Genomic DNA, 23,438 nt, shown 5'->3' on the forward strand with positions numbered 1-23,438 from the left:
CGGTTTTTGCTGCCCGAAACAACGCCTCGGCGGCGATTGCCGCCATACTGTCGCCCACTTCACACATGGGTTGGCAGACGGTCGTTATGGATAACCTGGGTTTTGGCAAAGTCCTGCTGGTCGAAGACGACGAGCGTCTGGCCACGCTGATTGCGCACTTTCTCGAACAGCATGGCTACGAAGTGCGCGCGGTGCATCGCGGCGATCTGGCGGTGGCCGCGTTTCTCGAGTTCCAGCCCAAAGTGGTGGTGCTCGACCTGATGCTGCCGGGGCAGAGCGGCTTGCATGTGTGCCGGGAAATTCGCAGTGTGGCGGACACGCCGATTGTCATCCTCACCGCCAAGGAAGACGATCTCGACCACATTCTCGGTCTGGAATCCGGCGCCGATGACTACGTAATCAAACCGATCAAACCGCCGGTATTGCTCGCTCGGTTGCGCGCCTTGCAGCGGCGCCAGGTGCCGGACAGCGGCGTGGTCAGCTCGCTGGAGTTCGGACGGTTGAGCATCGATCGCAGCTGCCGCGAAGTGCGTCTGGCCGGCGAGATCATCGAAATGACCACCATGGAATTCGAGCTGCTGTGGCTGCTGGCCAGCGCCGCCGGCAAGACCCTGTCCCGCGATGACATCCTCAATCGCATGCGCGGTATCGCTTTTGACGGGCTCAACCGCAGCGTCGACGTGTACATCAGCAAATTGCGCAACAAACTCAAAGACAATCCCCGCGAGCCGGTGTGCATCAAGACCGTGTGGGGCAAGGGTTACCTGTTCAATCCGTTCGCGTGGGAGCTGTAAATGCTGCGGTTATTCCTCGGGCTGTTTCTGGTGATGACGGTGGGGCTGGTTCTGGCCCTGCAAACCGTCGAGCACACCTTTAACGCGTTGCTCGACAATCAGATGCAGGCCTACAACCGTGAAGCAGTGCGCGGTCAGGCGTGGTCACTGGTCGAACACATGCGCGATCAGCAGGGAGCGGCGCGTGAGCAACAACTGGAAGCGTTGCGTCCGCACTACGGTCTGTCGCTGAAACTGGTCGAGGCCGATCAACTGGCGCTCAGCGCTGAGGAAAAGGCCGAACTGGCGCAGAACCTGCTGGTGATTCGCGACAACTACACCCAGTTCATCAGCAACATCGACGGTGGCTCGCAACTGCTCAGCATCAAGCTGCCGCCCGAGCCGAGCCTGATGCCGTTCTACATCGCGGTGGCTTACGCGATGCTCGCAGTGCTGATCGGCATCGTCCTGTTCTTCTGGGTGCGCCCGCACTGGCGTGATCTGGAAAAACTGCGTCTGGCCGCCGAACGCTTTGGCGACAACGACCTGTCGGTGCGCATTCAACTGTCGAAACGCTCGAACATTCGCGATCTGGCCGAGCACTTCAACCTGATGGCGGCGCGGATCGAAAGCCTGATCGCCAATCAGCGCGAGCTGACCAACGCGGTGTCCCACGAACTGCGTACGCCGATTGCGCGATTGTCGTTCGAACTCGACCAACTCAAGCAACAGCCGGACGCCAGTCAGAACCGCGAACTGATCGCCGACATGTACGCCGACCTTGGCGAGCTGGAAGAAATGGTCTCCGAGCTGCTGACCTACGCCAGCCTCGAACGTGGCGCGACGGTGATCAAGCGTGAAAACATCCAGGCCGCCAACTGGCTCGACAGCGTGGTTGGCAGCGTCGCGCTGGAGGCGGAAGCGGCGGGGGTGCAGTTGCTGATCGGTGATTGTCGGCTCGACACCGTGCGCATCGAGCCGCGCTTCATGGCGCGGGCGGTGATCAATCTGCTGCGCAACGCCATTCGTTATGCCGAGCAGCGAGTCGAAGTGACGCTGGTGCGCAGCGGCGATTACTACGAAGTGCGGGTCAACGACGACGGTCCGGGTGTGCCGGTGGAAGGTCGGGAGAAGATCTTCGAACCGTTCTCGCGGCTGGATGCCAGTCGCGATCGGCGAACCGGTGGATTCGGGCTCGGGTTGGCGCTGGTGCGGCGGGTGTCGCAGTCCCATGGCGGGCAGGTCGAGGTCGGGGAATCGGCTTGGGGTGGGGCGTCGTTCCGGATGACCTGGGCGCATCTGGACTGATTTGTGCTGTCAGTTCCGGCCCTATCGCTGGCAAGCCAGCTCCCACAGGCTTTGTGTACGCCCCGGAACCTGTGGGAGCTGGCTTGCCAGCGATAGGGCCATCAATCACACCACAAAACTGTACTTATTTGACCAACCCCAATCGCTCATGCCACTGCGCAATCGACTCCTCGGGATACACCGCAAACTGTTTGTCCTTGGGCTTCGCATCTACCTCGACCCAAGGCGCCTTCGACCCCAGCATCAAATGCGTGTGCTCCGGCGGCACCGGCAGCGGCGTATCGATGGCCGAAGCGAACGGGTGAATCAGCTCCGGCCATTCCGGGCTGAACAGCCACAAGCCACTGCCGCACTGAGAACAGAAATGCCGCTCGGCTGTGCTGCGATGGGCACGCTTTTCGCCTTCTTCCTTCATCTTCGCGTGGTAGATGCTGATGTGCTTGCGACCCTGGACTTTGAGACTGGCCGCATCGCCGCCGAGGTTGATCGCGTAACCGCCACCGCCCTGGGTCTTGCGGCAGATCGAGCAGTAGCAGCGTTGATAAGGGTAGGGGTGGGCGCTGGTCAGACTGAAGGTGACGGCGCCGCAGTGGCAGGAGCCTTCGAGGTGCATGGGGGGCCTCCGGTTGGCTGGATGGGTGCGGTTGAGCCTAGAAGATTTGTGGTGATCATGTTGACGCCTTCGCGAGCAAGCCCGCTCCCACAGGGGAGCGCGTTCGAGAATGTGGGAGCGAGCCTGCTCGCGAAGAACGATAACGCGGTGCCACTGGACGCCTGCTCAAGGCCCGGTCAGCATGTCCCCAAAAAAGGCCCCCCAATCCATGCGAAGACTCCCCTCACTGGCCGCCCTGCGAACCTTCGAATGCGCCGCCCGCCACGCGCATTTCGGTCGGGCCGCCGCCGAGTTGTGCGTCACCGACAGCGCGGTCAGTCACCAGATCCGGCAACTTGAAGAACAACTCGGCGTCTCGCTGTTCATCCGCGAAGGCCGGCAGATCCGCCCGACCATCGCCGCCGGGCGCTTGATGCAGAGCCTGCAGCAGGCCTTCGAACTGATCGGCGAGGCCTGTGATGAACTGCGCGATCCATCCTCGCTGGCGGTGTTGCGCCTGGCGGTCACCGCAGAACTGGCGCAGAAGTGGCTGATGAACCGCCTCACCGATTTTTACGCACGCTATCCGCACATCACCCTGCATCTCTACGAGCAGCCGATTGACGCCAGTGCCCCCGGCGAAGATATCGATCTGGCGATCACCTACGGCACCGGCCCGGTGGACAGCAGCGCCTACTTCGTAAGGCCGTTGCCGGCGCTGCAATTCTTCCCGGTGTGCAGCCCCGGACTGTTCAACCAGGGCTCTCTGAAAGCCCCGAAGGACCTGGCCCGTCATTGCTTGCTGCACGACGATCAGGACGGCAAGACCTGGACCGCCTGGCTCACCAGTCACGCCGGCGATCTGCGCCCGCAGCGCCAGTTGTATTTCGCCCACGCCGGTCTGGCGCTGGAAGCGGCGGCGCAGGGGCAGGGCGTGGCGATGGGCGACAACCTCACCGCGCAGGAGGACTTGCTGAGCGGGCGCCTGGTGCGGCCGTTCGCGTCAAGCATGACCGCGCTTGGCCAATACGCGCTGGTCTGCGAGCGACTGCGCCTGGAGCGTCCGGCAGTGGCGCAGATGCTCGAATGGTTCAACGATCAACTGGCCGATTGATGAGTTGAATTCAACTGTTCCGCAATAATCATCGTTGGCGGGCCAGCCGTCCGCGACCGTAGCCTGTGGTCATTCCCAACCCCAAGACGAGGTTTGACCATGGCACGTTTGCTCGACTCCACCCCCAAACACGACGGCTTTCGTCTGCCCGGCGAATTCGAAGCCAAATCCGGTTGCTGGCTCGGCTGGCCGGAGCGCACCGACGTGTGGCGCAACGGTGCGAAACCGGCGCAGAAAGTGTGGGTACAGATTGTCAGCGCCATCGCGCAGAGCGAACCGGTCACCGTGTGCGCCTCCGCTGCGCAATTCGCCACTGCCCGCCGCCAGTTGCCGCCGCAGGTGCGCGTGGTCGAGATGACCTGTAACGACACCTGGTTCCGCGACAGCGGTCCGTGTTTCGTGGTCAACGACCAGAGCGGCGAAGTGCGTGGCGTCGACTTCGAATTCAACGCTTACGGCGGGCTCGACGGCGGGCTGTACTACCCGTGGGACAAGGACGACCAGATCGCCAGCAAGATCCTCGAAATCGAACGTTTCGACCGTTACCGCGCACCGCTGATTGCCGAACTCGGCGGCATCCAGAGTGACGGCCAGGGCAGCATCCTCACCACCGAACAGTGCCTGCTCAACCGCAATCGCAACCAGCATCTGGGCAAGGACGAGGTCACTCGACGCCTGACCGATTACCTCGGCGCCGAGCAGGTGATCTGGCTGCCACGGGGCTGCAAGTTCGACGAGACCGATGGCCATGTCGATGATCTGGCGTGCTTCGTACGCCCGGGCGAAGTGGTGCTGCAATGGACCGACAACCGCGATGATCCGCAGTGGGAAATCTATCAGGAGGCCTACGACATCCTGCGCAGCACCCGCGACAGCCGTGGTCGCGAGTTGATCGTGCATAAACTGCCGCAACCGGACGTGCTGGAGTGGACTGCCGAAGAAGCCGAAGGCCTCGATCAGCAGGACAGCACGCACACCCGTCAGGCCGGCACCAAAATCTGCGCGTCGTACATCAATTACTACGCCGGCAACAGCTCGATCGTGGTGCCGCTGTTCGGTGATCGCAACGACCAGGTGGCCCTGGCGACCCTCGCCGAACTGTTCCCGCAGCACAAGATTGTCGGCATCGAAAACTCCCGGGAAATCCTCCTCGGTGGCGGTAACGTTGCGTGCATCACCATGCCGCAATACGCCGGCGCGCCTCACAAGAAGGGGGTGTGATGATGGGCCTGCACAAACTGACTCAAGCGTTACTGCTGGTGCTTGCACCCCTGTGTGTGCAGGCCGCCGACACCGCCAGACCGGTGGTCAACCTGTACATCTGGGGTGAGTATCTGGCCCCGGATACGCTGAAGAATTTCGAGGCGCAGACCGGCATTCATGTGGTCGCCGATCACTTTGATTCGCTGGAAACCGTGGAGACCAAACTGCTCACCGGGCGCAGCGGTTATGACCTGGTGCTGACTGCCGGCCAGCACCTGTCGCGGGCCATCGAGAGCGGTGCGATCCAGCCGCTGGACAAGGCGCGGGTGCCGCATTTTTCCGGCGTCGGTGAAGAGTTCCGTCAGCACATGGCGGTGTTCGATCCGGGCAACCGCTTTGCTGGAATCTACGCTTGGGGCACGACCGGCGTCGGTTATCAGGAGCAGGCGATCAAGCAGCGTCTGCCGGAGGCGCCAACGGACAGTTGGGCGATGCTGTTCGATCCGGCCGTGGTCTCTAAATTTGCCGATTGCGGGGTGAGTCTGCTCAACGATCCAAACGAAGTGTTCGCCGCAGTCATGAAGTACCTGGGCCTGGACATCAACCGGCAGAACCTTGATGACCTGAAGCTCGCCGAGCAGCAACTGGCGAAGATCCGCCCGTACATTCGCTACTTCGACAACGACCTGAACATCAGCGACCTGGCTAACGGCAACACCTGCGTGGCGATGTCGTGGAACGGCAACGTGGCGATTGCAGCAGGGCAGGCGCAAGCGGCGAGCAAGCCGTTCCAGCTCAGTTACCGCATCCCGAAGGAGGGCACGCTGATCTGGTTCGACGCCATGGTCATTCCCAAGGACGCGCCGCATCCGCAGGCCGGGCTGGCGTTGATGGATTACCTGATGACTCCCGAGGTGATCGCGCCGATCACGGACACCATCCATTACGCCAATGCGATCACGGCGGCGGATGCTTTGGTCGATGCCTCGATCCGAAATGATCCGGGGACGTATCCGTCGGAGGCGGTGCGGGCTTCGCTGTACAGCAAGAATGACAATGGCAAGGCGTTCAATCGGGCTTTGATTCGGGCGTTCAGCCGGTTGAAGTCTGGTCTCTGATTTGAGGTTGAATCGACTGGCGCCTTCGCGAGCAAGCCCGCTCCCACAGGGGGAACGCATTTCAAAATGTGGGGGCAAGCATGACAATGGCAAGGCGTTCAATCGGGCTTTGATTCGGGCGTTCAGCCGGTTGAAGTCTGGTCTCTGATTTGAGGTTGAATCGACTGGCGCCTTCGCGAGCAAGCCCGCTCCCACAGGGGAACGCATTTCAAAATGTGGGGCAAGCATGACAATGGCAAGGCGTTCAATCGGGCTTTGATTCGGGCGTTCAGCCGGTTGAAGTCTGGTCTCTGATTTGAGGTTGAATCGACTGACGCCTTCGCGAGCAAGCCCGCTCCCACAGGGGAACGCATTTCAAAATGTGGGGGCAAGCATGACAATGGCAAGGCGTTCAATCGGGCTTTGATTCGGGCGTTCAGCCGGTTGAAATCGGGCCTCTGAAAAGCCAACCCTCACCCCAGCCCTCTCCCGGAGGGAGAGGGAGCCGACCGAGGAGTCTTGCGTAATACATCGACCTGAAAATCCGGGGTGACTATGGATTCACAGCCGCTATTTCAGGTCGGCGGATATCTCAAGTCTCCCCCAGTCAGTTCCCTCTCCCTCCGGGAGAGGGCTAGGGTGAGGGCAGCGGTTTTGGCATGCGCCACAAATACCACGCCGCCACCGTCCGATACGGACTCCACGCCAAGCCGATCTCGATCATCTGCTTGCGCGTCGGCTGCACCTCCAGCCCCTTCAAGCGCCGATAGCCCTCGCGCACGCCAAAGTCATCCGCCGGCAAAATATCCATGCGTTCGAGGCTGTAGATCAACAACATCTCCACCGTCCAGCGGCCAACCCCGCGCAGGCTGACCAGGCGTTCGATCAACGCCTCGTCGTCCATCGCCAGCGCGGTGGGGTAATCCGGCACCACGCCGTCCAGCGTCGCCTGGGCGATGCCCTGAATAGTCGCAATCTTGCCCGCCGAAAAGCCGCAGCCGCGCAACTGATCGAAGTCGGTCGCGAGAATCTGCTCAGGCCGGGGAAACGTCTGCCCAGGAAACAACGCCACCAGGCGCCCGACAATCGCATCCCCAGCCTTGGCGTGCAGTTGCTGATAGGCGATTGCCCGTACCAGCGACTCATACGGATCACGCGCCGGGTGTGGTTGATGCAGACAAGGGCCGATGGCTGCAATGTGTCGCTGCCAGTCCTCGTCGAGTGCGGCCAGAAACTCGCTGGCCGCCTGATAACGATCCAGCATGCTATTTCAGCAGGCCGTTGACTTCGCCGTAGGTCAGCGCCTTCAGGTCGTGGGTGTCGAGCTTGCCACTGGCGAGGAAGCTCTTCACCAGCGAACCCATCGCGCCATAAAGGAATTCGGCGATGCCGGAACCGGCACTCAAGCGGCGCACGCCCAGGGCTTGCAGCTCAGTCGGCGAGGGCAGGCAGGCGAAGCCGAGCACGTTCACCGGCAGTGACGTGCCCTTGCAGATTGCCTCGATTTCATACGCGGCAGTCACGCCGGCAGCAAACAAGCCATCGGCCCCGGCCGCCTGGTACAACGCCGAACGGCGCAGGGTTTCGGCGACGCGATCCTCGGCCGGTACCAGACTCTTGAGGTAGACGTCGGTGCGCGCGTTGATGAACAGCTTCACCTCGCGCTTGCGGGCGACTTCGCGTGCCACTTCGATCTTGCGCACCAACAGTTCCGGGGCGCCGCTACCGTCCTCGATATTGATCCCGACCGCACCGGCAGCGAGCACCGCGTCGATGACTTCGGCCACGCGCCCGAGGTCATCGGAATAACCGGCCTCGATGTCCACGCTCAACGGCACCTTGATCACCCGGGCGATGGATTCCACGGTCGAAATCAGCCGTTCGAGGGGCAGGGTATTGCCATCCGCATAGCCGTGCGCCCACGCGACCGCCGCGCTGCTGGTAGCGACAGCCTTGCCGCCCGCTTGCTCGACCAGCCTCGCACCGGTGGCGTCGGCGACGTTGGTCAGGATCAGCAGGCCATCCTGGTGTAACTGGTGAAACCGAGTGTCGAGCGCGTTCATCGAAATCCCTTCTAGTGAGTGGTGCAAATCTTCAGAAAGCCAGTGGTTGCGTGAGCTGCACCGCAGCGTTTTCCAGCCGCAGCAGAAACGCCTTGCGCGGCTGCCCACCACCATAGCCGGTCAGTGAACCGTCCGCACCGATCACTCGATGGCACGGCACCACGATCGCCAACCGATTGTGCCCGTTGGCCAGCCCCACCGCACGACTGGCGCCGGGTTTGCCCAAACGTGCGGCGAGGGTGCCGTAGGTGCTGGTGTGTCCATAAGGAATGTGCAGCAGTTGCTCCCAGACCTGCCGGTCGAATGCGCTGCCGGGCAGGTGCAGCGGCACGCTGAACAGAGTGCGCGTCCCGGCAAAATATTCGTTGAGCTGCTCTTCGATCTGCTGCAAATGCGCGTTGTGCCCAGGCGCGACCACGTAGCCATGGCGGGTCTGTAACGCTTCGACTTCGCGGGTCAGCGCCGGGCGATCGAGAAACTCCAGCAACACCAGTCCGCGCCGTTCGGCCATGGCGATCATCGGCCCCAGCGGCGTGGTCAGACGGGTGAACAGCAGCGGCTCACTGTTGGCCGCGCGCCCCGGGGTGATGTGGAACGACTTTTGGAACGCATCGCGAAAACCGCTGAGCGATTCGTAGCCTGAGTCGAACGCCGCATGGTCAATCGAGGTGCCCTGGCGAATCCCGCCCAGCGCCATGCCGAGTCGGCGGGTGCGCAGCCACGCATGGAAGGTCATGCCGAAATGCTGCTTGAACCAGCGCCGCAGTTTCAGCGGTTCAATACCTTCGGCCAGCAACTGTGCATCACTCCAGCGCACCTCCGGGTCGGCATCGACGGCTTTCAGCAGGCGCTGCACCCAGTCGGGGGCGATGGCTGCGGCGTCCAGCGGTTTGCAGCGCAGACAGGCGCGATAACCGGCCGACAGGCACTCATCGGCATGGGCGAAGAACTCGACGTTCTCCGGTTTCGGCTTGCGCGCCGTGCAACTGGGGCGGCAGAAGATCCCGGTGGTTTTCACGGCCGTGAAGAACACCCCTTCGTAGGCGGTGTCGCGTTCGAGCATGGCGCGAACCATCTCGGCGTGGGGCGGCAGCAGTGCGGTTTGTATGTTCATGGCCTGAGCTTAAATCCAGGATTTCGATGGCTCCACCGAAAAATCGACAGTGAATTTTTTCGATTCTGCACCACAATCAGCGGGTCGCCGATTCGATGGAGCCAACCCATGCAGCCGTTCATCATTCAACACCTCGATCACATCGTCCTGCGGGTCGCCGATCTGCAACGCAGTATCGATTTTTACGGTCAGGTATTCGGTGCCGAGGTGGTCAAGCACAACGACAAAATGGGCCTGGTGCATTTGCGCGCCGGGACCTCGATGATCGACCTTGTCGACCTGCAGGGTGAGCTGGGCAAGAAGGGCGGCGGGGCGGCCGGCACTGAGCGACGCAACGTCGATCACTTCTGCCTGCGTATCGAACCCTTCGACGAACCGGCGCTGACCCAACACTTGCAGGCACACGGCCTGAGCGTGGAAAAAGCCGCCAGACGCTTCGGCGCCGAGGGCTACGGTCTGTCGCTGTATTGTTTCGACCCGGACGGCAATCAGGTCGAACTCAAAGGGCCGTCAGAGGCCTAGGCCTCACGCCCGTTTGGCCATCAACAGCACCGAAGCCGCCGCCGACAACAGCCCCGCGCAGCAACGGTTGAAGATCCGCTTGCCGCGCGGCTCGGCGAACCAGAGGCGCATGTGCAGGCCCATCCAGGCGTAGGCGCCGATGGCGATCCATTCCAGCAGCAGGAACAGCGCGCCGAGCACGGCGAATTGCGCCGGTACCGGACGGCTCGGGTCAACGAATTGCGGCAGGAATGCCGTGAACAGCAGGATTGCTTTCGGATTGCCCGCCGCCACCAGGAACTCCTGACGCGCCAACCGCCAGAACCCCACCGACGCTCCCGCCACCTGCTGCTCAGCCTCGGGGTTGGCACGCCACAGTTGCCAGGCGAGGTACAGCAGGTACGCCGCGCCAATGATCTTGATCGCATGGAACAGCCATTCCGAGGTTTGCAGCACCACCGACAACCCGGCGCCGGCGAGGGCGATCATCCCGGCGAACGCGATAATCCGCCCGACGCCGGCCGCGCAGGCCCGGCGATAGCCATAGCGGGTGGCATTGCTGACCGACAGCAGGTTGTTCGGGCCGGGGGCCATGTTCAGGGCGAAACAGGCCGGGAGAAACAGCGAAAGCGTTGCGAGATCCATGGGCTTGGGCTCCAGAAGCGATGACGCTTTTTTATCACAGGCTGCGGGCGCGCTGACCCGTACAGTCACGCGGTGCTGTCGCGGTACAGCCTCGATAACCTCTTTAATCGAGTCGAACTTTTCCGATTTTGCGGAACTCTGAAAGGTCAGAACGCGATGGTTTCGTCCGAAAAAAACTGTGCGCCAGGTCAGAAAAGGTATTTGCCGTGTAGTATCCGTCCAACGTTGCAAGCACCCCGCATGGCCCCGAAGCGGCCCCACCAAGAGCGATTTACATGCAAGCAAAGGCCCGTGAAGTTTATGTGCCACTGGTGCTGCAAGATCTGCGAGCCGGTACTGCCGAGCTGCATATCGCACTGGAAAAACGTCTTCCTTTTTTCTCCGATTCCCTCGATGCGAACGCCTTTGAACGTCTGATGCAGGCTTACTACGGCTTTTATCTGCCGCTGGAAAGCGCATTGCTCGACAGCGGCTCGATCCCTGCCGATTTCGATCTGACACCACGTCTCAAGTCGCAGACCCTGTTAAATGATCTGCAGGCTCTGGGCCTGGCGGCCGAGACCATCGCCCGTCTGCCGCTGTGTCAGTCGTTGCCAGTGATCGACTCCAGCGCGACCTGCCTGGGGGTGTTGTATGTGCTGGAAGGGGCAACCCTTGGCGGGCAGATCCTGCGCCGCGAAATCGCCTCGAGGTTGCGCCTGAACGCCGACAATGGCGCGGCATTCCTCGACATTTATGGCGCCGCCACCGGTCGCCGCTGGCGCGATTTCATTGAATACCTGGGCAGTCGGTCGCTGGATGCGGGCGAACGTGAGGCCGTGGTTGCGGCAGCCCAAACCACATTCAGCTGTTTCGAGCGTTGGCTCGAAAGCCGGGAGGTACTGGCATGACTCCGCAAGACAAAGAAGCCTTTGAAGAACTGCTGGCCAACTGTGCCGACGAGCCGATCCGCTTTCCCGGGGCGATCCAGCCCCACGGTTTGCTGCTGACTCTGAGCGAGCCGGCGCTGGAGATCATTCAGATCAGCGCCAACGTCGAGACCCTGCTGGCACGTCCGGCGCAGGAACTGATCGGCCAGCCGCTGCACAAGTTGCTGGGTGAGGCACATGCGGCGGCCGTTAGCGACGCGTTGCTGCATCCGGTGTTTGCCGATGCCGGACCGCTGCATTTTTGGCTCAACGGCACTGCGTTCGAAGGGCTGCTGCACCGTCATCAGGGCGTATTGATTCTGGAACTGGAAATCCACGTCGAGAATTTCCAGCCGCGTAACGTCGCCAGCAATCCAACCAATCTGGGACGTATGCTCCAGCGTCTGCAAGCGGCCACCACGTTGCAGGCGCTGTATGAAATCAGCGTCAAGGAAATCCAGGCGATGACCGGTTACGACCGGGTGCTGATCTACCGCTTCGAGGAGGAGGGTCACGGTCAGGTCATCGCCGAGGCGTCCGATCCGTCGATGGAAGTGTTCAATGGCCTGTTCTTCCCGGCCTCGGACATCCCCGAGCAGGCGCGCGAGCTGTACCGCACCAACTGGCTGCGGATCATCCCGAATGCCGATTACCAGCCAGTGCCGCTGGTGCCCAAGCTGCGCCCGGACACCCAGACCCCGCTGGACCTGAGTTTCGCCACCCTGCGCAGCGTGTCGCCGATTCACTGCCAGTACATGAAGAACATGGGCGTGCTGTCGTCGATGAGTATTTCCCTGCTCAAGGGCGACAAGCTCTGGGGCCTGATCAGTTGCGGCAACCGTCAGCCGCTGCATGTGCCGCACGAGCTGCGCAGCGCGTGCCAGACCATCGGCCAGGTGCTGTCGCTGCAAATCAGTGCGATGGAGTCGCTGGAAATCAGCCGCCAGCGCGAAGAAAAAGTCGAGGCGTTGGCGCTGCTCAATCAGGCAATGGTCGACTCGCCGCAAAACGTCTTTGACGGACTGGCCGGGCAACCCGAGGTGCTGATGGCGCTGACGGGGGCCGGCGGTATCGCGATCATCGAAGACAAACAGCTGCACCGTTACGGCAACTGCCCGGAGCCGGAAGAGATTCGCGCGCTGCACAAATGGTTGCAGGAAACCGGCGAACCGGTGTTCGCCAGTCATCACTTGGCGAGCGTCTATCCGCCGGCCGCGCAGTTTCAGCCAGTGGCCAGCGGCGTGCTCGCCATGAGCCTGCCCAAACCGGTGGACAACGGCGTGTTGTGGTTCCGCCCCGAGGTCAAGGAGAACATCAACTGGAGCGGTGACCCGCGCAAGCCGCTGGACCTGGAAAACTCCGACGCCGGCCTGCGTCTGCGTCCGCGCACCTCGTTCGAAATCTGGAAAGTCGAGATGGCCGGGATCTCCACCAAATGGAGCCATGGCGATCTGTTTGCCGCCAACGATCTGCGCCGTTCGGCACTGGAAAATGACCTGGCCCGCCAAGTGTGCCGCGAGCAGGAAGCGGTGCGCGCCCGTGATGAACTGGTGGCGGTGGTCTCGCATGATCTGCGCAATCCGATGACGGTGATTTCGATGCTCTGCGGCATGCTGCACAAGGCCTTCAGCTCCGATGGGCCGCACACTTCGCGGCGCATCTCCACGGCCATCGACACCATGCAGCAGGCAGCCGGGCGGATGAACACGCTGCTGGAAGACTTGCTCGATACCTCGAAGATCGATGCCGGGCGCTACACCATTGCGCCACAGACCCTGGATGTCGGGCAGATGTTCGAAGAAACCCAGTCACTGCTCGGGCCACTGGCGCTGGACAAGGACATCAGCATCTCGTTCGAAGCCGATCCCGACCTGAAAATCCATGCCGACCCGGAACGCCTGTTTCAGGTGTTATCGAACCTGATCGGCAACGCGATCAAGTTCACCCCGCGCAAAGGCTCGGTGGGCGTGCTGGCCAAGTCTGACGGTAAAGAGATCGTGTTTACTGTGCGTGACACTGGCGAAGGCATTCCCAAGGAAAACCTGGCGCGGGTGTTTGATCGTTACTGGACGGTGAAGGAAGGCAATCCGACCGGAACCGGCCTGGGTTTGTACATCACCCAAGGCATCGTCGAGGCCCACGGCGGGCGGATCGAGGCCAGCAGTGAGCCGGGGCAGGGCACGGAGTTTCGGTTTACGGTGCCGGTGATGCTTGCGGGCGAATGATGAAATAGCCCGGTCGGTAGATACCGGCCGGGCCACAGGTCTACTCGGGATTACAAATCGCCGTCGAGGCCATGGAGCGCGCTGATCGATTCTTTTGACAGCGGACTGAAACGGTTGTGTCGCAGCTCGTGGATCGCATACAGGGCGCGACCCGTGCGGCCGTTGCCGTCACCGAACACATGAAAGCCCGCGACCGTAGCGAACATTTGCTTGCCGAAGTGTTCATGGGCGGGGTCGAGAAGCTTCAGATGATCCTGCATCAAGGAAAAGCCACTGATGTTGCTGCCATATTTTGTAGGGTGCGTGCCTACACGAATGATGTCAGCGGTCGCCGGCGCGATACTGACGTGTAACTGGCGGATCAGATCCGGGTCAGTGAGGGGCTTGTTGCTGTCGGCGTACTCTCTCAGTATGGCTACGATACTGTCGAGGTCGTTGCCCGGTGAGTTCGAAGCATGAACGATCCACGCTCCGGCTCGCTGGGCGTTATCGGTAAAGCCTTTAGGGTTGTAACGTGACTCGGGCACTACGCCGTTGTAAGGGGCTGCCCCCAGATCCTGTTTCAGCACATTCTGCTGATGGTTTTTCATGTAGATAACCTTGCGCGCCTCCAACTCGCTGAACGACTCCAGCAAATCAGAATATTCGCTGCCGGCTGAGCGCGCGGCGCTGTATTCGTGGCGGTTCTTTGTCATGAACGTTGTCAACAGATCATCGAGTGCCGTCTGGCCGATCAGGGCCTCCAGCTCCTGAGTCTTTTGCAGTTTGCGTGTGGTACTCACCTGTGCATTTTTGTACAGCTGGTCCAGCTCCGCGTAGCTGGCACCTTTGGGTAGCGCAGTGTTCTGGTCCAGCAGGCGCTTGAGGACCTGGCTGGCGGTTTCAATGCTGTCATCCTGAAACAGTGCTCGCCCGTGCGCCACCGTCGGTAATGTCATGCGAATCTCCGCCGCCGCCCCGGACTTGCCCAGCGCTTTGACCAGGTCATAAGAACCGCTGCTGGTGCTGGTCAGCCGCCGGAGTTGACGAGCACTGATACGGCTGACGGTGTTGCCGTAATGAGTGAGCTTCAGCGCACTTTTACCCAGCAGTTTGCCGGTGCCGACCAGCAGTTGTGGAACGCCGTCCAGCGGGTTGAACAGCGATACCAGAACATTGCCGGCCACGCGGCTGAAGCTTAACAGCCGCGTGCTGCTGGCCGCGGCTTTGGCCAGGGCTCCGGCCGCCCCGATAAAGACAAAGGCCACGGCGAGGGCGTCGATGACACAGCTGAAAGCCGCCCCGCTGCGTTGATCCGGATCATCCGACGTCAGTTGCTGGATACAGCCCCGGAACGGAATGAAGATATTCAGAATGATGTTGGCAACACGTTCGTACTCCTCCTGCTGCTCTTCGTATTCAGTCTGGTCATAGCCCATCCGGTAATACTCGTCATAGGTGATGGCCGGGTTCTTGTGTGCAATGAAGTCGGCCATGTCCTTGAGCCTGGCGGAGCGAAAGCTGTCCATCGGCGAGACATGCCAGGCGGAAGGTTCGTTGTGCTCGGCAAATTCCCCCAGCCGATCAAGCAGCATGCCGAACTCGCGAATCTGCGCATACTCTTCAAGTTGCCAATGGTGGCGCGGCAGTAACCGGTTGATGTCCGCCTGTTCGGTTGGCCGAGGCGTTGCGCCCTCGAAGTAAGCCTTGTGCTCGCTCACGATGTTTTCGAGGTAGGTGAGGCGCGGGAAAACTCCTGTTTCCTCATTGGTCGCTTCGTCGAAGCTGCCGGTGTCTTCGTTGAACGCTGACGCCTTGAAGTAAGCCTCTGCCAGACGTTCGCTGGTACGGCACAGCCCCTGTAGCGGGAACAGCTCGAAGCAATGGTGCTTCGATTTGTGACGACACAGGATGACCACGCCGTGCGGGGAGAAGTGGTCGGCGCTGTGACCGGGAATGTTGCGGTTGCCGCGCACCAGGTACACGGTTGACGCGCCCTGGGTCAGCGCTTGCCGTTCACTCAGGCTCAGGTTGGAAAACGCCAGCCGGATCATCGTGCTGATACCCGCCTTGAAGCGTTCGTGCTGCGGTTTGAGCTGCTCGGCGTACAACCCGTTGACGGGCGCAAGATCCGCCAGGCCGGGATGCACATCGTGCAGATTGCGTTTGCTCGATTTGCTGGTGAGGTTCTTCCGATGCAGCTGGTTGGCGAGGTAAAGATTGATCACCGTGTCGCGGATCAAACCACCCTTGTTGTGCGGTGAAGCGAACATTTCTCCCTGATTAGCAATGCCGGCGTCCAGCAGCGTTTGTCTTGCCAGTTTGCGGCGGCTGACCGGGGCCGCCGTAATGGCGTGCAGTGCGTCTTCCAGTTCCTTGGCATAAGCGCTGTAGTGATTCATCGCTGCTGTTGCAACGCCTTCTGGCGTCAGTGCCGCTTTTTCATCGGGGAGCATTTCGTTGATGGCTGCCCAGTCCATCACGCATTGCAGATTGAGGACTTGATGCACGGTCCTTTGAGCATCGCTGAGCGGTGCAAGCGCGGCGAATTTGATCAGTTTGGCGTAGGACAGTGTCAGGGACAGCCCGGGCGCGATACGTTCCGTCAGCAACACCGCTTTGCGCAACAATACCCAACCGGGCGAACCGATCAACAGCGTCTGCGGGGTCAGCACCAGGAACTCCGGGGACTGGCCCGCCAGCACCAATTCCACCGCCAGGTGCGCGGCGAACGGATCGGCACGGTTGATCTGCTCGAACTGCTGTTTCAGCCGAGCACGGGCGTGGGCCGAGGTTTCGTGCACGTGCAACGGCGCGTAACGCAAGCCACGATGCGTCGCGACCCGTTCTTCCGAACCCATGTCCAGATCCAGCACGACAGCGGCGAGCAGCAACCGACTGCGCGTGATTTCGGTCATTGCCGGTGCCGGATTCGGGCCATGCAGGACTTCGAGACAGGTTTGCGCAAACTCCCGGGCTTCACGTGTTTCCAGCAGGTGTTCCCACGCCAGGCGCGGATCCTCCATCACCAGCGCGCCACTTTTCTTCACCAGCAGCGCATCTGTCAGATAGTTGATCAACGGTTCGGCATCCCGGCCAGCATCGGCCATGCGCTTGCGCACCTGCTGCAGGATCAGCGGGTATTGCTCGGGTTCGACAATCAGCGCAGCGTCGTCGGCTTCTTCGCTGATGCCCCAGTAGTTGCCGAACTTCGGCGCGGGCGGCAGGGTGAATTTCAGGCAGTCGATCAGGTTGGCGATGGCGGCTTCGTCTTCAGGTCGGTCGATATCCTGAAAGATCAACCAGTTGCGCAAGGGGACTTTGTTGCCGGAAGAAATGATGCCGCCAGTACGCCGGGCGCCATTGGCCAGAAGTTCAACATCGGCGCGCAGCGCTTCGACTTCATAAAGTTGATCGGTAATGATGCTGTAATGAATGTAAGTACCGGTAGAACCTGTTTCTTCATGGGCGGCATAAACTTCGCCATTGCTCAACACCATGAACCAATGGTTCTTGTCGATGCTCAGTTTTTCAGTGAAGCTGGCGAATTCCGGATGGTGTATTACCGTGCGTAGCAATAGTTTGCCGGCGTGATGTGCATGGTCGAAATCGCTACCCGCAATCACCTCGGTGACGAGTTGCAGGGCATCATCGCTGGTGCTGGAGTTTTGCAGAAGGAAGTGTCTGTTTTCCAGGGCTTTGGCAATGTTCAGGCGCTCTTGCTCATCGGCGGAAGCGGGGGCGGCGCTGAACAGGTTGCGGGTAATATCCATATAGAATTCTTCTGTTTCCAGGTTGATGTAATACAGCGATCAGTCACCGGTGGAGTGGCTGTTTGTGAAGTTGCCGGGGAATATAAAACATTGCCCGTCGTGATTTATCTGTTTTGAGTTTCAGACTGTTTTTAAAAGTATCTGGATATTTGTCAGTTGGATTAACGTTAAGAGTTGGTTGGGGATGGGCAGGTGATATGCCGTTCCAGGATGCTGTAGATTAATCGGGGTAATTTTGTTCAATACACCCAAGGGTGGCGCTGGTTAGTGTTGCGATCTTGTTCCTTGAATTGAAACAGGTGTGCGATGAGTCTGATTGTGTCGATGGCGGCGTTTGCATTGGTGGCGTCCATTACCCCGGGACCGGTGAATATCGTGGCGTTGAGTTCCGGCGCGCAATTCGGCTTTCGGGCCAGTCAGCGGCATGTGGCGGGGGCGACGTTGGGGTTTGTGTTGCTGCTGGTGCTGATGGGCCTGGGGCTGCATGAAGTGCTGACGTTGTGGCCGGCCCTGACCCGGGTGGTGCAACTGGCCGGGGTGGCGTTTCTGTTGTTCATGGCCTGGAAACTGGCGGCTGATGACGGTCAGTTGAATGCCGGCGAGGCAGCGCGTGCGCCGTCGATGTTGTACGGCGCGGTGATGCAATGGCTCAACCCGAAAGCCTGGCTGGCTTGCGTGGCGGGGATGGGCGCGTTTGTCGCCGATGGCGAGGCGCGGCTGGTCTGGCAGTTTGCGGCGGTGTATCTGGTGATCTGTTACTTGTCAGTGGGTTGCTGGGTGTATGCCGGGACGTTTTTACGTGGGTATCTGGGCAATCCGGCGGGGATGCGCCTGTTCAATCGGTTCATGGCTTTGTTGCTGGCGGCGAGTGCGATTTATCTGCTGTTGCCATAAGTCTCGTGTCATTCACCCAGCCGATCGTGCTTGCAGCATGGCGACCCATTCTTTGGCGAAGCGATGGCAATCACCGGGCCAGCGCGCCGTCAGCAGATTGCCGTCGCGCACCACGAACCCTTTTTGCGGCACTTTTGCGCTATCACGCCTGGCGATGAGGGGACCGCGTACAAAGTCGGATTGGCGCGACAGTGCGGCAGTCACCTCTGCCTCGACGGTCTGCGGGTAAGTGCGGAAGTAACGCCCCAGCCAGGCGCAGGTCATCAGCCAGGCCGGTAACTCCATGGTGGCCGCCAGCAACGCTGTGACCTTGCGCCCGAACAACACCGAACGTCCGGTGTCAGGGTCAAGGGTGCGGGCCAGTAACAGCACGCCATGACACACCGCCGCCACGGGTTTTTGTGCTTTGAAAAACTGCAGGGCGATTTGCCGTGCCTGTCCGGACTCCAGCAGGCTGCGCATGCCTTTGGCATGACCGCCGGGAATCAGCAGACCGTCGAACTGAGACGGGTCGACATCGGCATACGCCAGCGGTTGAAGAAATGCCGCGCTGTCGATCATCCGGGCGTAACTGTCCAGGTCGGCGTTGCGCGTCATCAGCATCGGGTTCAGCGGCCCGAACCCAACGCTCACCAACCGTGAATCGGCGTAGGCAGGCAGGCCTTGCGGCGTGGCAAAACGGGCTTCGATGCCCGCGTTGTGCAGCGCCTGCCACGGCACGCTGCTTTCAGTCGGGTCGTAATCGGCGGACGGCAACAGAATCAGAATCATCCAGAGCAAACTCCCGGGCCGGGATTGGCCGCTGATCTGGAGCGTAGTCGATTTTGGCTGTCAGCCGCGATATTGGCCGGGTGTCGCGGCCAGATGCTGTTTGAACGCGCGCTGGAAGTGCGCTTGATCGGCAAACCCTGCTTCAAGGGCGACATCGGCAATCAACTGGCCGCTGCGCAGGCGTTCGCGGGCGAACTGGATGCGCTGGTTGACCACGAACGCGTGCGGGGTCATGCCGTAATGCTGCTTGAAGGCGCGGATCAGGTACGAGGGCGACAGCTGCGCCGCCGTGCAGATGTCCTCCAGGCTGAGCAGATCGGTGCAGTGTTCACGAATGAAATCGGCGGCGCGTTCGAGCTTGAAATTCGGCTCGCGCAACGGTTGTTCCGCCGGGTTCAGGCGCAGCTGCAGGTCGCTGAAAAACTCCACCGCTGCGCTCTGTTTACGCAGTACATCCTGCTGCTCATCGACCAGTGTGGCGTACAACCCTTGCAGCGCCCGGAACAGCCGAGCGTCATTCAAATGCGTGGTGGAAAATCGGCGGAACTCAAGCTCGGTACTGAACCCCAGCTGATGCTGCAAGTCCGTCAGCCACGGCGTTTCCACGTACAACATCAGATACGACCACGGCTGATCATCGATCGGATTGCAGGCGTGCACATCGCCCGGATTCATCAGCACCACGGTGCCGGCGGCGACGTCGAACGTCGATTGCTCATGCACGTAAATGCTGCGCCCGGCGGTGATCGCACCGATGGAAAAATGCGCATGGGAATGGCGCGAGTAGCAGACCTCACGGCCATCGGCGATAGCCCGCGCTTCGATGAAGGGCAGGGCGTCGTCACGCCAGAAGTGTGGCGCTTTTTCAGGGCTTTTGGCGGCGGCGTGTTTCATCGTTATTGTTCCCGGCAGGCCAGAACCGGAGTGTATTAGCTCTGGCCGGCAAAGGCCCGCTCAAGTTCGGCGATGTCGAGTTTTTTCATCTTGAACATGGCCTGCATCGCCCTTTGCGACTTAGTGGTGTCGGCGTCTTGCATCATGTGCATGAAGGCCACCGGTACAATTTGCCACGACACCCCGAACTTGTCCTTGAGCCAACCGCATTGCTGGGCCTCAACCGGGCCGCCGGCCGACAGGTTGCCCCAGAAGTGGTCGACTTCTTCCTGATTCTGGCAATTGACCTGAAACGATATGGCTTCACTGAACTTGAACATCGGCCCGCCGTTGAGGCCGGTGAAGGTCTGGCCGTCGAGTTCGAAACTGACGGTCATCACCGCACCCTCCGGCTTGCCGTGAAATTCCTGGCCGACCTTGCTGTAGTGGGTCAGGCCGGTGATTTTCGAATGATCGAAAACCGAGCAATAGAACTTCGCAGCAGCTTCGGCCTGATCATCGAACCACAGGCACGGTGTGAGTTTTTGAAAGCGTTGCATGGCAGTCATCCTCGGCAGGTTAGACACGCAGGATAATCAGCGTAGTCAGTCCTTGGTCGAGTGGCGGTGCCGTAGATCGACAAGTGCTTCGCGGTCGAACACAAACCCCTGTAGGAGTGAGCCTGCTCGCGATGGCGTCGGTACAGGCGTTGGTGTTGCCTGAGCCTACGCCATCGCGAGCAGGCTCACTCCTACAAGGGGCGCTGCTCGGCAATCATCAACAGGGACTGCGGCACCGCACTTTGCGGATGCTGCGGTTCGTTCAGGCCGACCAGTCTGAACCCCGCCATGTCCAAGGCATTCAGCCAACTCGACAGCGTGCGGAAATACCACGGCATCGGCTGCCACCGGCCCTTGAACCCGGCGAAGGATTCTTCACGCCAGCCATCCTGATAATCGCCCGCCGCCACGGCCCACGGATGCAGGGTCTGGATGATCAAGGAGCCGCCGGGAACCAGCAACGCATTCATCGCGGCGAGCAGCGCAATGATGTCCTGATGCAGCAGCGAGAAGTTGGCGCAGATCAAATCGTAATCGCGCCCGACATCGACCCTGGCCTCGACCAGCGCCTCATAACTGGCGACATGCACCTTGGCCGAACCGGCCTCGCGTGCCGCCTCGATCAGCTTCGCATCGCCATCGACACCCGCCGCATCGATGTCCCGGTCTGCCAGCGCCCGCAACAACCAGCCTTCACCGCATCCCAGATCCAGCACTCGCTCGGGTTGACGGCTCATGATCGCCAGCAGGATCGCCTGATCGGTGACCTGCTGACGGCTTTCGATGGCACCGCTGCGGATCACTTCGATCCAGGCATCGGCGTTCTCGTGCCAGCTCTGCAGAAGGGTGGATTCGGGTGAAGGCATGGCGCTGTCTCCGGTAAAAGGCAGATTGTGAGCGTTCGCTGGTGCGCCTGCTATGTTCAAAGGCTGAACAGAGTCTGGCAGAGGATAGACACCATGAGCCCATTAACTGGCGGCTGCCTGTGCGGTGATGTGCGTTTCGCAGCATCGGGCCAACCTTACCGCGTCGGCATCTGCCACTGTCTCGATTGCCGCAAACATCACGGTGCGTTGTTCCATGCCTCGGCGATATTCCCCGAGAATGCGGTGACCGTCAGCGGCAAAACCGGCGAGTATCAAGGGCGAGTTTTCTGCCCGCGCTGTGGTTCACCGGTACTTGCGCGTTCGGGGGATGAAATTGAAGTCAATGTCGGCTCGCTGGACGAGCCTGACCAGTTCAAGCCGACTTATGAGTTGTGGACTATCCGTCGTGAGGCCTGGCTGCCGGCGCTGCCATTGGCTCACCACTACGAACGTGATCGAGAGCGTACGAGTCGTTCCGAGGAGTAGTGCACTTCAGGCCAATCAAGTCCCCTTGTAGGAGTGAGCCTGCTCGCGATAGCGTCAGCAAAGCTTCAACATTTGTTGCCTGATACATCGCCATCGCGAGCAGGCTCGCTCCTACAGGAGATAGGCGGCACTCTCCTCAGCCGCGAATAAAGGCCAGCAAATCCGCATTGATCGTAGCTGCCTCAGTCGTCGGCATCCCGTGCGGAAACCCCGGATACGACTTCAATGTGCCATTTGGCAGCAATTTCGCCGACAAAGGCCCCGAGTTCGCATACGGCACAATCTGATCATCCTCGCCATGCATCACCAGCACCGGCACGGTGACCTTCTTCAAATCTTCGGTGAAATCGGTCTGTGAGAACGCGACGATCCCGTCGTAATGCGCCTTGGCGCCGCCGATCATGCCCTGACGCCACCAGTTGCCGATGATCCCCTCGGAGGGCTTGGCCCCCGGGCGGTTGTAGCCGTAGAACGGCCCGCTGGGAACATCGCGATAGAACTGCGCGCGATTGGCCGCCAGCTGCGCTTGCAAGTCATCGAACACTGATTTCGGCAAGCCACCGGGATTGCTTTCGGTCTTGACCATCAGCGGCGGTACCGCGCTGATCAGCACGCCTTTGGCGACGTTGTCCTGACCATGCCGGGCAATGTAGTGGATGACCTCGCCGCCGCCGGTGGAGTGGCCGACATGCACCACGTTCTTCACCCCCAGATGCTGAACCACCGCCAGCGCATCGTCGGCGTAATGGTCCATGTCGTGGCCGTCCCAGACCTGGCTCGAGCGTCCGTGCCCGCGACGGTCATGGGCAATCACCCGAAAGCCCTGGGCCAGAAAGAACAGCATCTGCGCGTCCCAGTCATCCGAACTGAGCGGCCAGCCGTGGTGGAAGTGGATCACCGGGGCGTCTTTCGGGCCCCAGTCCTTGTAGAAAATATCGACGCCGTCTTGGGTGGTGACAAATCCCATGTTCGCGACTCCTGACCATTGTGATGGGTTACCGCGCTCGTCGCAGACCGGTCGTGATGGTTCGGATGAGCGCCGTTATCAGCCACAGGATTAAAGTCGACATTTTCGGGGGCAGGCATGACCGGTGGTCGCAACGTCTGGCTTCACGCGCAAATTAGGCTTTGCTGAAAGGGATAAGCCGAGGCGCGCACAGGCTTCGATGGCCGTAGCGACGCCCCTTCAGAACACCGTGAGTCTGAGGAAAATCCCCGATGCTGACCTTGAATATCAATGGCAAGGATCAGGAACTCGATGTGCCGGCCGACATGCCGTTGCTCTGGGTCCTGCGCGATGTCGCGCACCTGACCGGTACCAAATTCGGCTGTGGTATGGCCCAGTGTGGCGCATGCACCGTACACGTCGATGGCGCACCGTTGCGTGCCTGTATCACGCCCGCCACCGCCGTGGCCCACGGCCAGAAAATTCTCACCATCGAAGGCCTTTCGACCGACGGCTCGCACCCGGTGCAGCAGGCCTGGGCCGAACTCGATGTGGTGCAGTGCGGTTACTGCCAGTCGGGGCAGATCATGTCTGCCGCCGCGCTGCTGGCGAAAATCCCCAAACCCACCGACAGCGATATCGATCAGGCGCTCTCCGGCAACATTTGCCGCTGCGGCACCTATCCACGGATCCGTGCGGCGGTTAAGCGCGCGTCCGAAATCGGTTGATGCATGTTGGGAGAAGGGT

At 60.8% G+C, this 23,438-nt stretch carries 22 protein-coding genes; 11 read left to right on the forward strand and 11 right to left on the reverse strand.

Annotation, left to right across the window (positions count from 1 at the left end; translation table 11 throughout):
• Nucleotides 1-86: 86 nt before the first annotated feature.
• Both M0814_RS07070 and M0814_RS07075 read left to right on the forward strand, forming a co-directional pair.
• Nucleotides 87-794, forward strand: coding sequence for a response regulator (locus M0814_RS07070; RefSeq protein WP_045122404.1), 708 nt, complete (start codon nt 87-89; stop codon nt 792-794).
• Entirely contained in the window at nt 795-2,081 is a 1,287-nt protein-coding gene (locus tag M0814_RS07075) for an ATP-binding protein (protein WP_003224101.1), read from the forward strand. It abuts the gene before it with no gap.
• A 124-nt stretch (nt 2,082-2,205) separates the two neighbouring features.
• Here M0814_RS07075 and M0814_RS07080 read toward each other — a convergent pair whose 3' ends face one another.
• Complete coding sequence (locus M0814_RS07080; protein WP_103486528.1) at nt 2,206-2,694, reverse strand: GFA family protein; 489 nt, start codon at nt 2,692-2,694, stop codon at nt 2,206-2,208.
• 208 nt (nt 2,695-2,902) lie between these two features.
• Between M0814_RS07080 and M0814_RS07085 the strand changes: the two genes are divergently transcribed.
• The 3 genes from M0814_RS07085 (at nt 2,903) to M0814_RS07095 (ending at nt 6,108) form a co-directional block, all read left to right on the forward strand.
• Nucleotides 2,903-3,787: a LysR substrate-binding domain-containing protein gene (locus M0814_RS07085; protein ID WP_103486527.1), complete on the forward strand. Its 885-nt coding sequence runs from the start codon at nt 2,903-2,905 to the stop codon at nt 3,785-3,787.
• A gap of 99 nt (nt 3,788-3,886) precedes the next feature.
• Entirely contained in the window at nt 3,887-5,008 is a 1,122-nt protein-coding gene (gene aguA, locus M0814_RS07090; protein ID WP_103486526.1) for an agmatine deiminase, read from the forward strand.
• Nucleotides 5,009-5,010: 2 nt separating this feature from the next.
• Entirely contained in the window at nt 5,011-6,108 is a 1,098-nt protein-coding gene (locus tag M0814_RS07095) for an extracellular solute-binding protein (protein WP_112997801.1), read from the forward strand.
• A gap of 613 nt (nt 6,109-6,721) precedes the next feature.
• On the opposite strand, the gene M0814_RS07100 is transcribed toward M0814_RS07095, so the two are convergent.
• From M0814_RS07100 to M0814_RS07110, 3 genes are read right to left on the reverse strand one after another with little or no spacing between them, the layout of a single operon-like run.
• Nucleotides 6,722-7,351, reverse strand: a complete 630-nt coding sequence (locus M0814_RS07100; RefSeq protein ID WP_103485703.1) for a DNA-3-methyladenine glycosylase — start codon at nt 7,349-7,351, stop codon at nt 6,722-6,724.
• Between the two features lies 1 nt (nt 7,352).
• Nucleotides 7,353-8,150: an isocitrate lyase/phosphoenolpyruvate mutase family protein gene (locus M0814_RS07105; protein ID WP_103485704.1), complete on the reverse strand. Its 798-nt coding sequence runs from the start codon at nt 8,148-8,150 to the stop codon at nt 7,353-7,355.
• A gap of 31 nt (nt 8,151-8,181) precedes the next feature.
• Nucleotides 8,182-9,264 (reverse strand): bifunctional transcriptional activator/DNA repair protein Ada, encoded by a 1,083-nt coding sequence (locus M0814_RS07110; RefSeq protein WP_103485705.1) that lies wholly within the window; start codon nt 9,262-9,264, stop codon nt 8,182-8,184.
• Nucleotides 9,265-9,372: 108 nt separating this feature from the next.
• Here M0814_RS07110 and M0814_RS07115 point away from each other — a divergent pair, with 108 nt between their 5' ends.
• Nucleotides 9,373-9,786 carry a VOC family protein gene (locus tag M0814_RS07115; protein WP_103485706.1) on the forward strand — a complete coding sequence of 138 codons (414 nt, stop codon included), beginning with the start codon at nt 9,373-9,375 and terminating at the stop codon, nt 9,784-9,786.
• A gap of 3 nt (nt 9,787-9,789) precedes the next feature.
• On the opposite strand, the gene M0814_RS07120 is transcribed toward M0814_RS07115, so the two are convergent.
• Nucleotides 9,790-10,410: a LysE family translocator gene (locus M0814_RS07120; RefSeq protein ID WP_103485707.1), complete on the reverse strand. Its 621-nt coding sequence runs from the start codon at nt 10,408-10,410 to the stop codon at nt 9,790-9,792.
• A gap of 275 nt (nt 10,411-10,685) precedes the next feature.
• On the opposite strand from M0814_RS07120, the gene M0814_RS07125 reads away from it, so the two are divergent.
• Entirely contained in the window at nt 10,686-11,300 is a 615-nt protein-coding gene (locus tag M0814_RS07125) for a biliverdin-producing heme oxygenase (RefSeq protein WP_103485708.1), read from the forward strand.
• Nucleotides 11,297-13,543 carry an ATP-binding protein gene (locus M0814_RS07130; RefSeq protein ID WP_103485709.1) on the forward strand — a complete coding sequence of 749 codons (2,247 nt, stop codon included), beginning with the start codon at nt 11,297-11,299 and terminating at the stop codon, nt 13,541-13,543. Before M0814_RS07125 ends, M0814_RS07130 begins: the two co-directional genes overlap by 4 nt.
• A gap of 50 nt (nt 13,544-13,593) precedes the next feature.
• Here M0814_RS07130 and M0814_RS07135 read toward each other — a convergent pair whose 3' ends face one another.
• Nucleotides 13,594-17,295, reverse strand: a complete 3,702-nt coding sequence (locus tag M0814_RS07135) for a hypothetical protein (RefSeq protein ID WP_103485710.1) — start codon at nt 17,293-17,295, stop codon at nt 13,594-13,596.
• A 306-nt stretch (nt 17,296-17,601) separates the two neighbouring features.
• Between M0814_RS07135 and M0814_RS07140 the strand changes: the two genes are divergently transcribed.
• Nucleotides 17,602-18,189 carry a LysE family translocator gene (locus M0814_RS07140; protein WP_103485711.1) on the forward strand — a complete coding sequence of 196 codons (588 nt, stop codon included), beginning with the start codon at nt 17,602-17,604 and terminating at the stop codon, nt 18,187-18,189.
• 12 nt (nt 18,190-18,201) lie between these two features.
• On the opposite strand, the gene M0814_RS07145 is transcribed toward M0814_RS07140, so the two are convergent.
• The 4 genes from M0814_RS07145 to M0814_RS07160 form a co-directional block, all read right to left on the reverse strand.
• Nucleotides 18,202-18,960 carry a DJ-1/PfpI family protein gene (locus M0814_RS07145; protein WP_103485712.1) on the reverse strand — a complete coding sequence of 253 codons (759 nt, stop codon included), beginning with the start codon at nt 18,958-18,960 and terminating at the stop codon, nt 18,202-18,204.
• Nucleotides 18,961-19,020: 60 nt separating this feature from the next.
• Nucleotides 19,021-19,854, reverse strand: coding sequence for an AraC family transcriptional regulator (locus M0814_RS07150; RefSeq protein WP_103485713.1), 834 nt, complete (start codon nt 19,852-19,854; stop codon nt 19,021-19,023).
• A 35-nt stretch (nt 19,855-19,889) separates the two neighbouring features.
• The gene (locus M0814_RS07155) at nt 19,890-20,393 is read right to left on the reverse strand and encodes a VOC family protein (protein WP_103485714.1); all 504 of its coding nucleotides are present in this window, start codon (nt 20,391-20,393) and stop codon (nt 19,890-19,892) included.
• A 191-nt stretch (nt 20,394-20,584) separates the two neighbouring features.
• The gene (locus M0814_RS07160) at nt 20,585-21,259 is read right to left on the reverse strand and encodes a class I SAM-dependent methyltransferase (RefSeq protein WP_103485715.1); all 675 of its coding nucleotides are present in this window, start codon (nt 21,257-21,259) and stop codon (nt 20,585-20,587) included.
• A gap of 93 nt (nt 21,260-21,352) precedes the next feature.
• On the opposite strand from M0814_RS07160, the gene M0814_RS07165 reads away from it, so the two are divergent.
• Entirely contained in the window at nt 21,353-21,745 is a 393-nt protein-coding gene (locus M0814_RS07165) for a GFA family protein (protein WP_103485716.1), read from the forward strand.
• Nucleotides 21,746-21,881: 136 nt separating this feature from the next.
• Here M0814_RS07165 and M0814_RS07170 read toward each other — a convergent pair whose 3' ends face one another.
• Nucleotides 21,882-22,712 carry an alpha/beta hydrolase gene (locus M0814_RS07170; protein WP_103485717.1) on the reverse strand — a complete coding sequence of 277 codons (831 nt, stop codon included), beginning with the start codon at nt 22,710-22,712 and terminating at the stop codon, nt 21,882-21,884.
• A 251-nt stretch (nt 22,713-22,963) separates the two neighbouring features.
• Between M0814_RS07170 and M0814_RS07175 the strand changes: the two genes are divergently transcribed.
• A complete protein-coding gene (locus tag M0814_RS07175; RefSeq protein ID WP_003224136.1) occupies nt 22,964-23,419 on the forward strand; it encodes a (2Fe-2S)-binding protein in 456 nt (151 codons plus the stop codon).
• Nucleotides 23,420-23,438: the final 19 nt, after the last annotated feature.

The sequence above is a fragment of the Pseudomonas sp. MWU12-2020 genome (genome assembly GCF_023100605.1).
Lineage (GTDB): Bacteria > Pseudomonadota > Gammaproteobacteria > Pseudomonadales > Pseudomonadaceae > Aquipseudomonas > Aquipseudomonas fluorescens_H.

Bases quoted from the DNA above. Each gene is read 5' to 3' on its own strand.
- M0814_RS07070 (WP_045122404.1), top strand. From the start codon at position 87: ATGGATAACCTGGGTTTTGGCAAAGTCCTGCTGGTCGAAGACGACGAG.
- M0814_RS07075 (WP_003224101.1), top strand. From the start codon at position 795: ATGCTGCGGTTATTCCTCGGGCTGTTTCTGGTGATGACGGTGGGGCTG.
- M0814_RS07080 (WP_103486528.1), bottom strand. From the start codon at position 2,694: ATGCACCTCGAAGGCTCCTGCCACTGCGGCGCCGTCACCTTCAGTCTG.
- M0814_RS07085 (WP_103486527.1), top strand. From the start codon at position 2,903: ATGCGAAGACTCCCCTCACTGGCCGCCCTGCGAACCTTCGAATGCGCC.
- aguA (WP_103486526.1), top strand. From the start codon at position 3,887: ATGGCACGTTTGCTCGACTCCACCCCCAAACACGACGGCTTTCGTCTG.
- M0814_RS07095 (WP_112997801.1), top strand. From the start codon at position 5,011: ATGGGCCTGCACAAACTGACTCAAGCGTTACTGCTGGTGCTTGCACCC.
- M0814_RS07100 (WP_103485703.1), bottom strand. From the start codon at position 7,351: ATGCTGGATCGTTATCAGGCGGCCAGCGAGTTTCTGGCCGCACTCGAC.
- M0814_RS07105 (WP_103485704.1), bottom strand. From the start codon at position 8,150: ATGAACGCGCTCGACACTCGGTTTCACCAGTTACACCAGGATGGCCTG.
- M0814_RS07110 (WP_103485705.1), bottom strand. From the start codon at position 9,264: ATGAACATACAAACCGCACTGCTGCCGCCCCACGCCGAGATGGTTCGC.
- M0814_RS07115 (WP_103485706.1), top strand. From the start codon at position 9,373: ATGCAGCCGTTCATCATTCAACACCTCGATCACATCGTCCTGCGGGTC.
- M0814_RS07120 (WP_103485707.1), bottom strand. From the start codon at position 10,410: ATGGATCTCGCAACGCTTTCGCTGTTTCTCCCGGCCTGTTTCGCCCTG.
- M0814_RS07125 (WP_103485708.1), top strand. From the start codon at position 10,686: ATGCAAGCAAAGGCCCGTGAAGTTTATGTGCCACTGGTGCTGCAAGAT.
- M0814_RS07130 (WP_103485709.1), top strand. From the start codon at position 11,297: ATGACTCCGCAAGACAAAGAAGCCTTTGAAGAACTGCTGGCCAACTGT.
- M0814_RS07135 (WP_103485710.1), bottom strand. From the start codon at position 17,295: ATGGATATTACCCGCAACCTGTTCAGCGCCGCCCCCGCTTCCGCCGAT.
- M0814_RS07140 (WP_103485711.1), top strand. From the start codon at position 17,602: ATGAGTCTGATTGTGTCGATGGCGGCGTTTGCATTGGTGGCGTCCATT.
- M0814_RS07145 (WP_103485712.1), bottom strand. From the start codon at position 18,960: ATGATTCTGATTCTGTTGCCGTCCGCCGATTACGACCCGACTGAAAGC.
- M0814_RS07150 (WP_103485713.1), bottom strand. From the start codon at position 19,854: ATGAAACACGCCGCCGCCAAAAGCCCTGAAAAAGCGCCACACTTCTGG.
- M0814_RS07155 (WP_103485714.1), bottom strand. From the start codon at position 20,393: ATGCAACGCTTTCAAAAACTCACACCGTGCCTGTGGTTCGATGATCAG.
- M0814_RS07160 (WP_103485715.1), bottom strand. From the start codon at position 21,259: ATGCCTTCACCCGAATCCACCCTTCTGCAGAGCTGGCACGAGAACGCC.
- M0814_RS07165 (WP_103485716.1), top strand. From the start codon at position 21,353: ATGAGCCCATTAACTGGCGGCTGCCTGTGCGGTGATGTGCGTTTCGCA.
- M0814_RS07170 (WP_103485717.1), bottom strand. From the start codon at position 22,712: ATGGGATTTGTCACCACCCAAGACGGCGTCGATATTTTCTACAAGGAC.
- M0814_RS07175 (WP_003224136.1), top strand. From the start codon at position 22,964: ATGCTGACCTTGAATATCAATGGCAAGGATCAGGAACTCGATGTGCCG.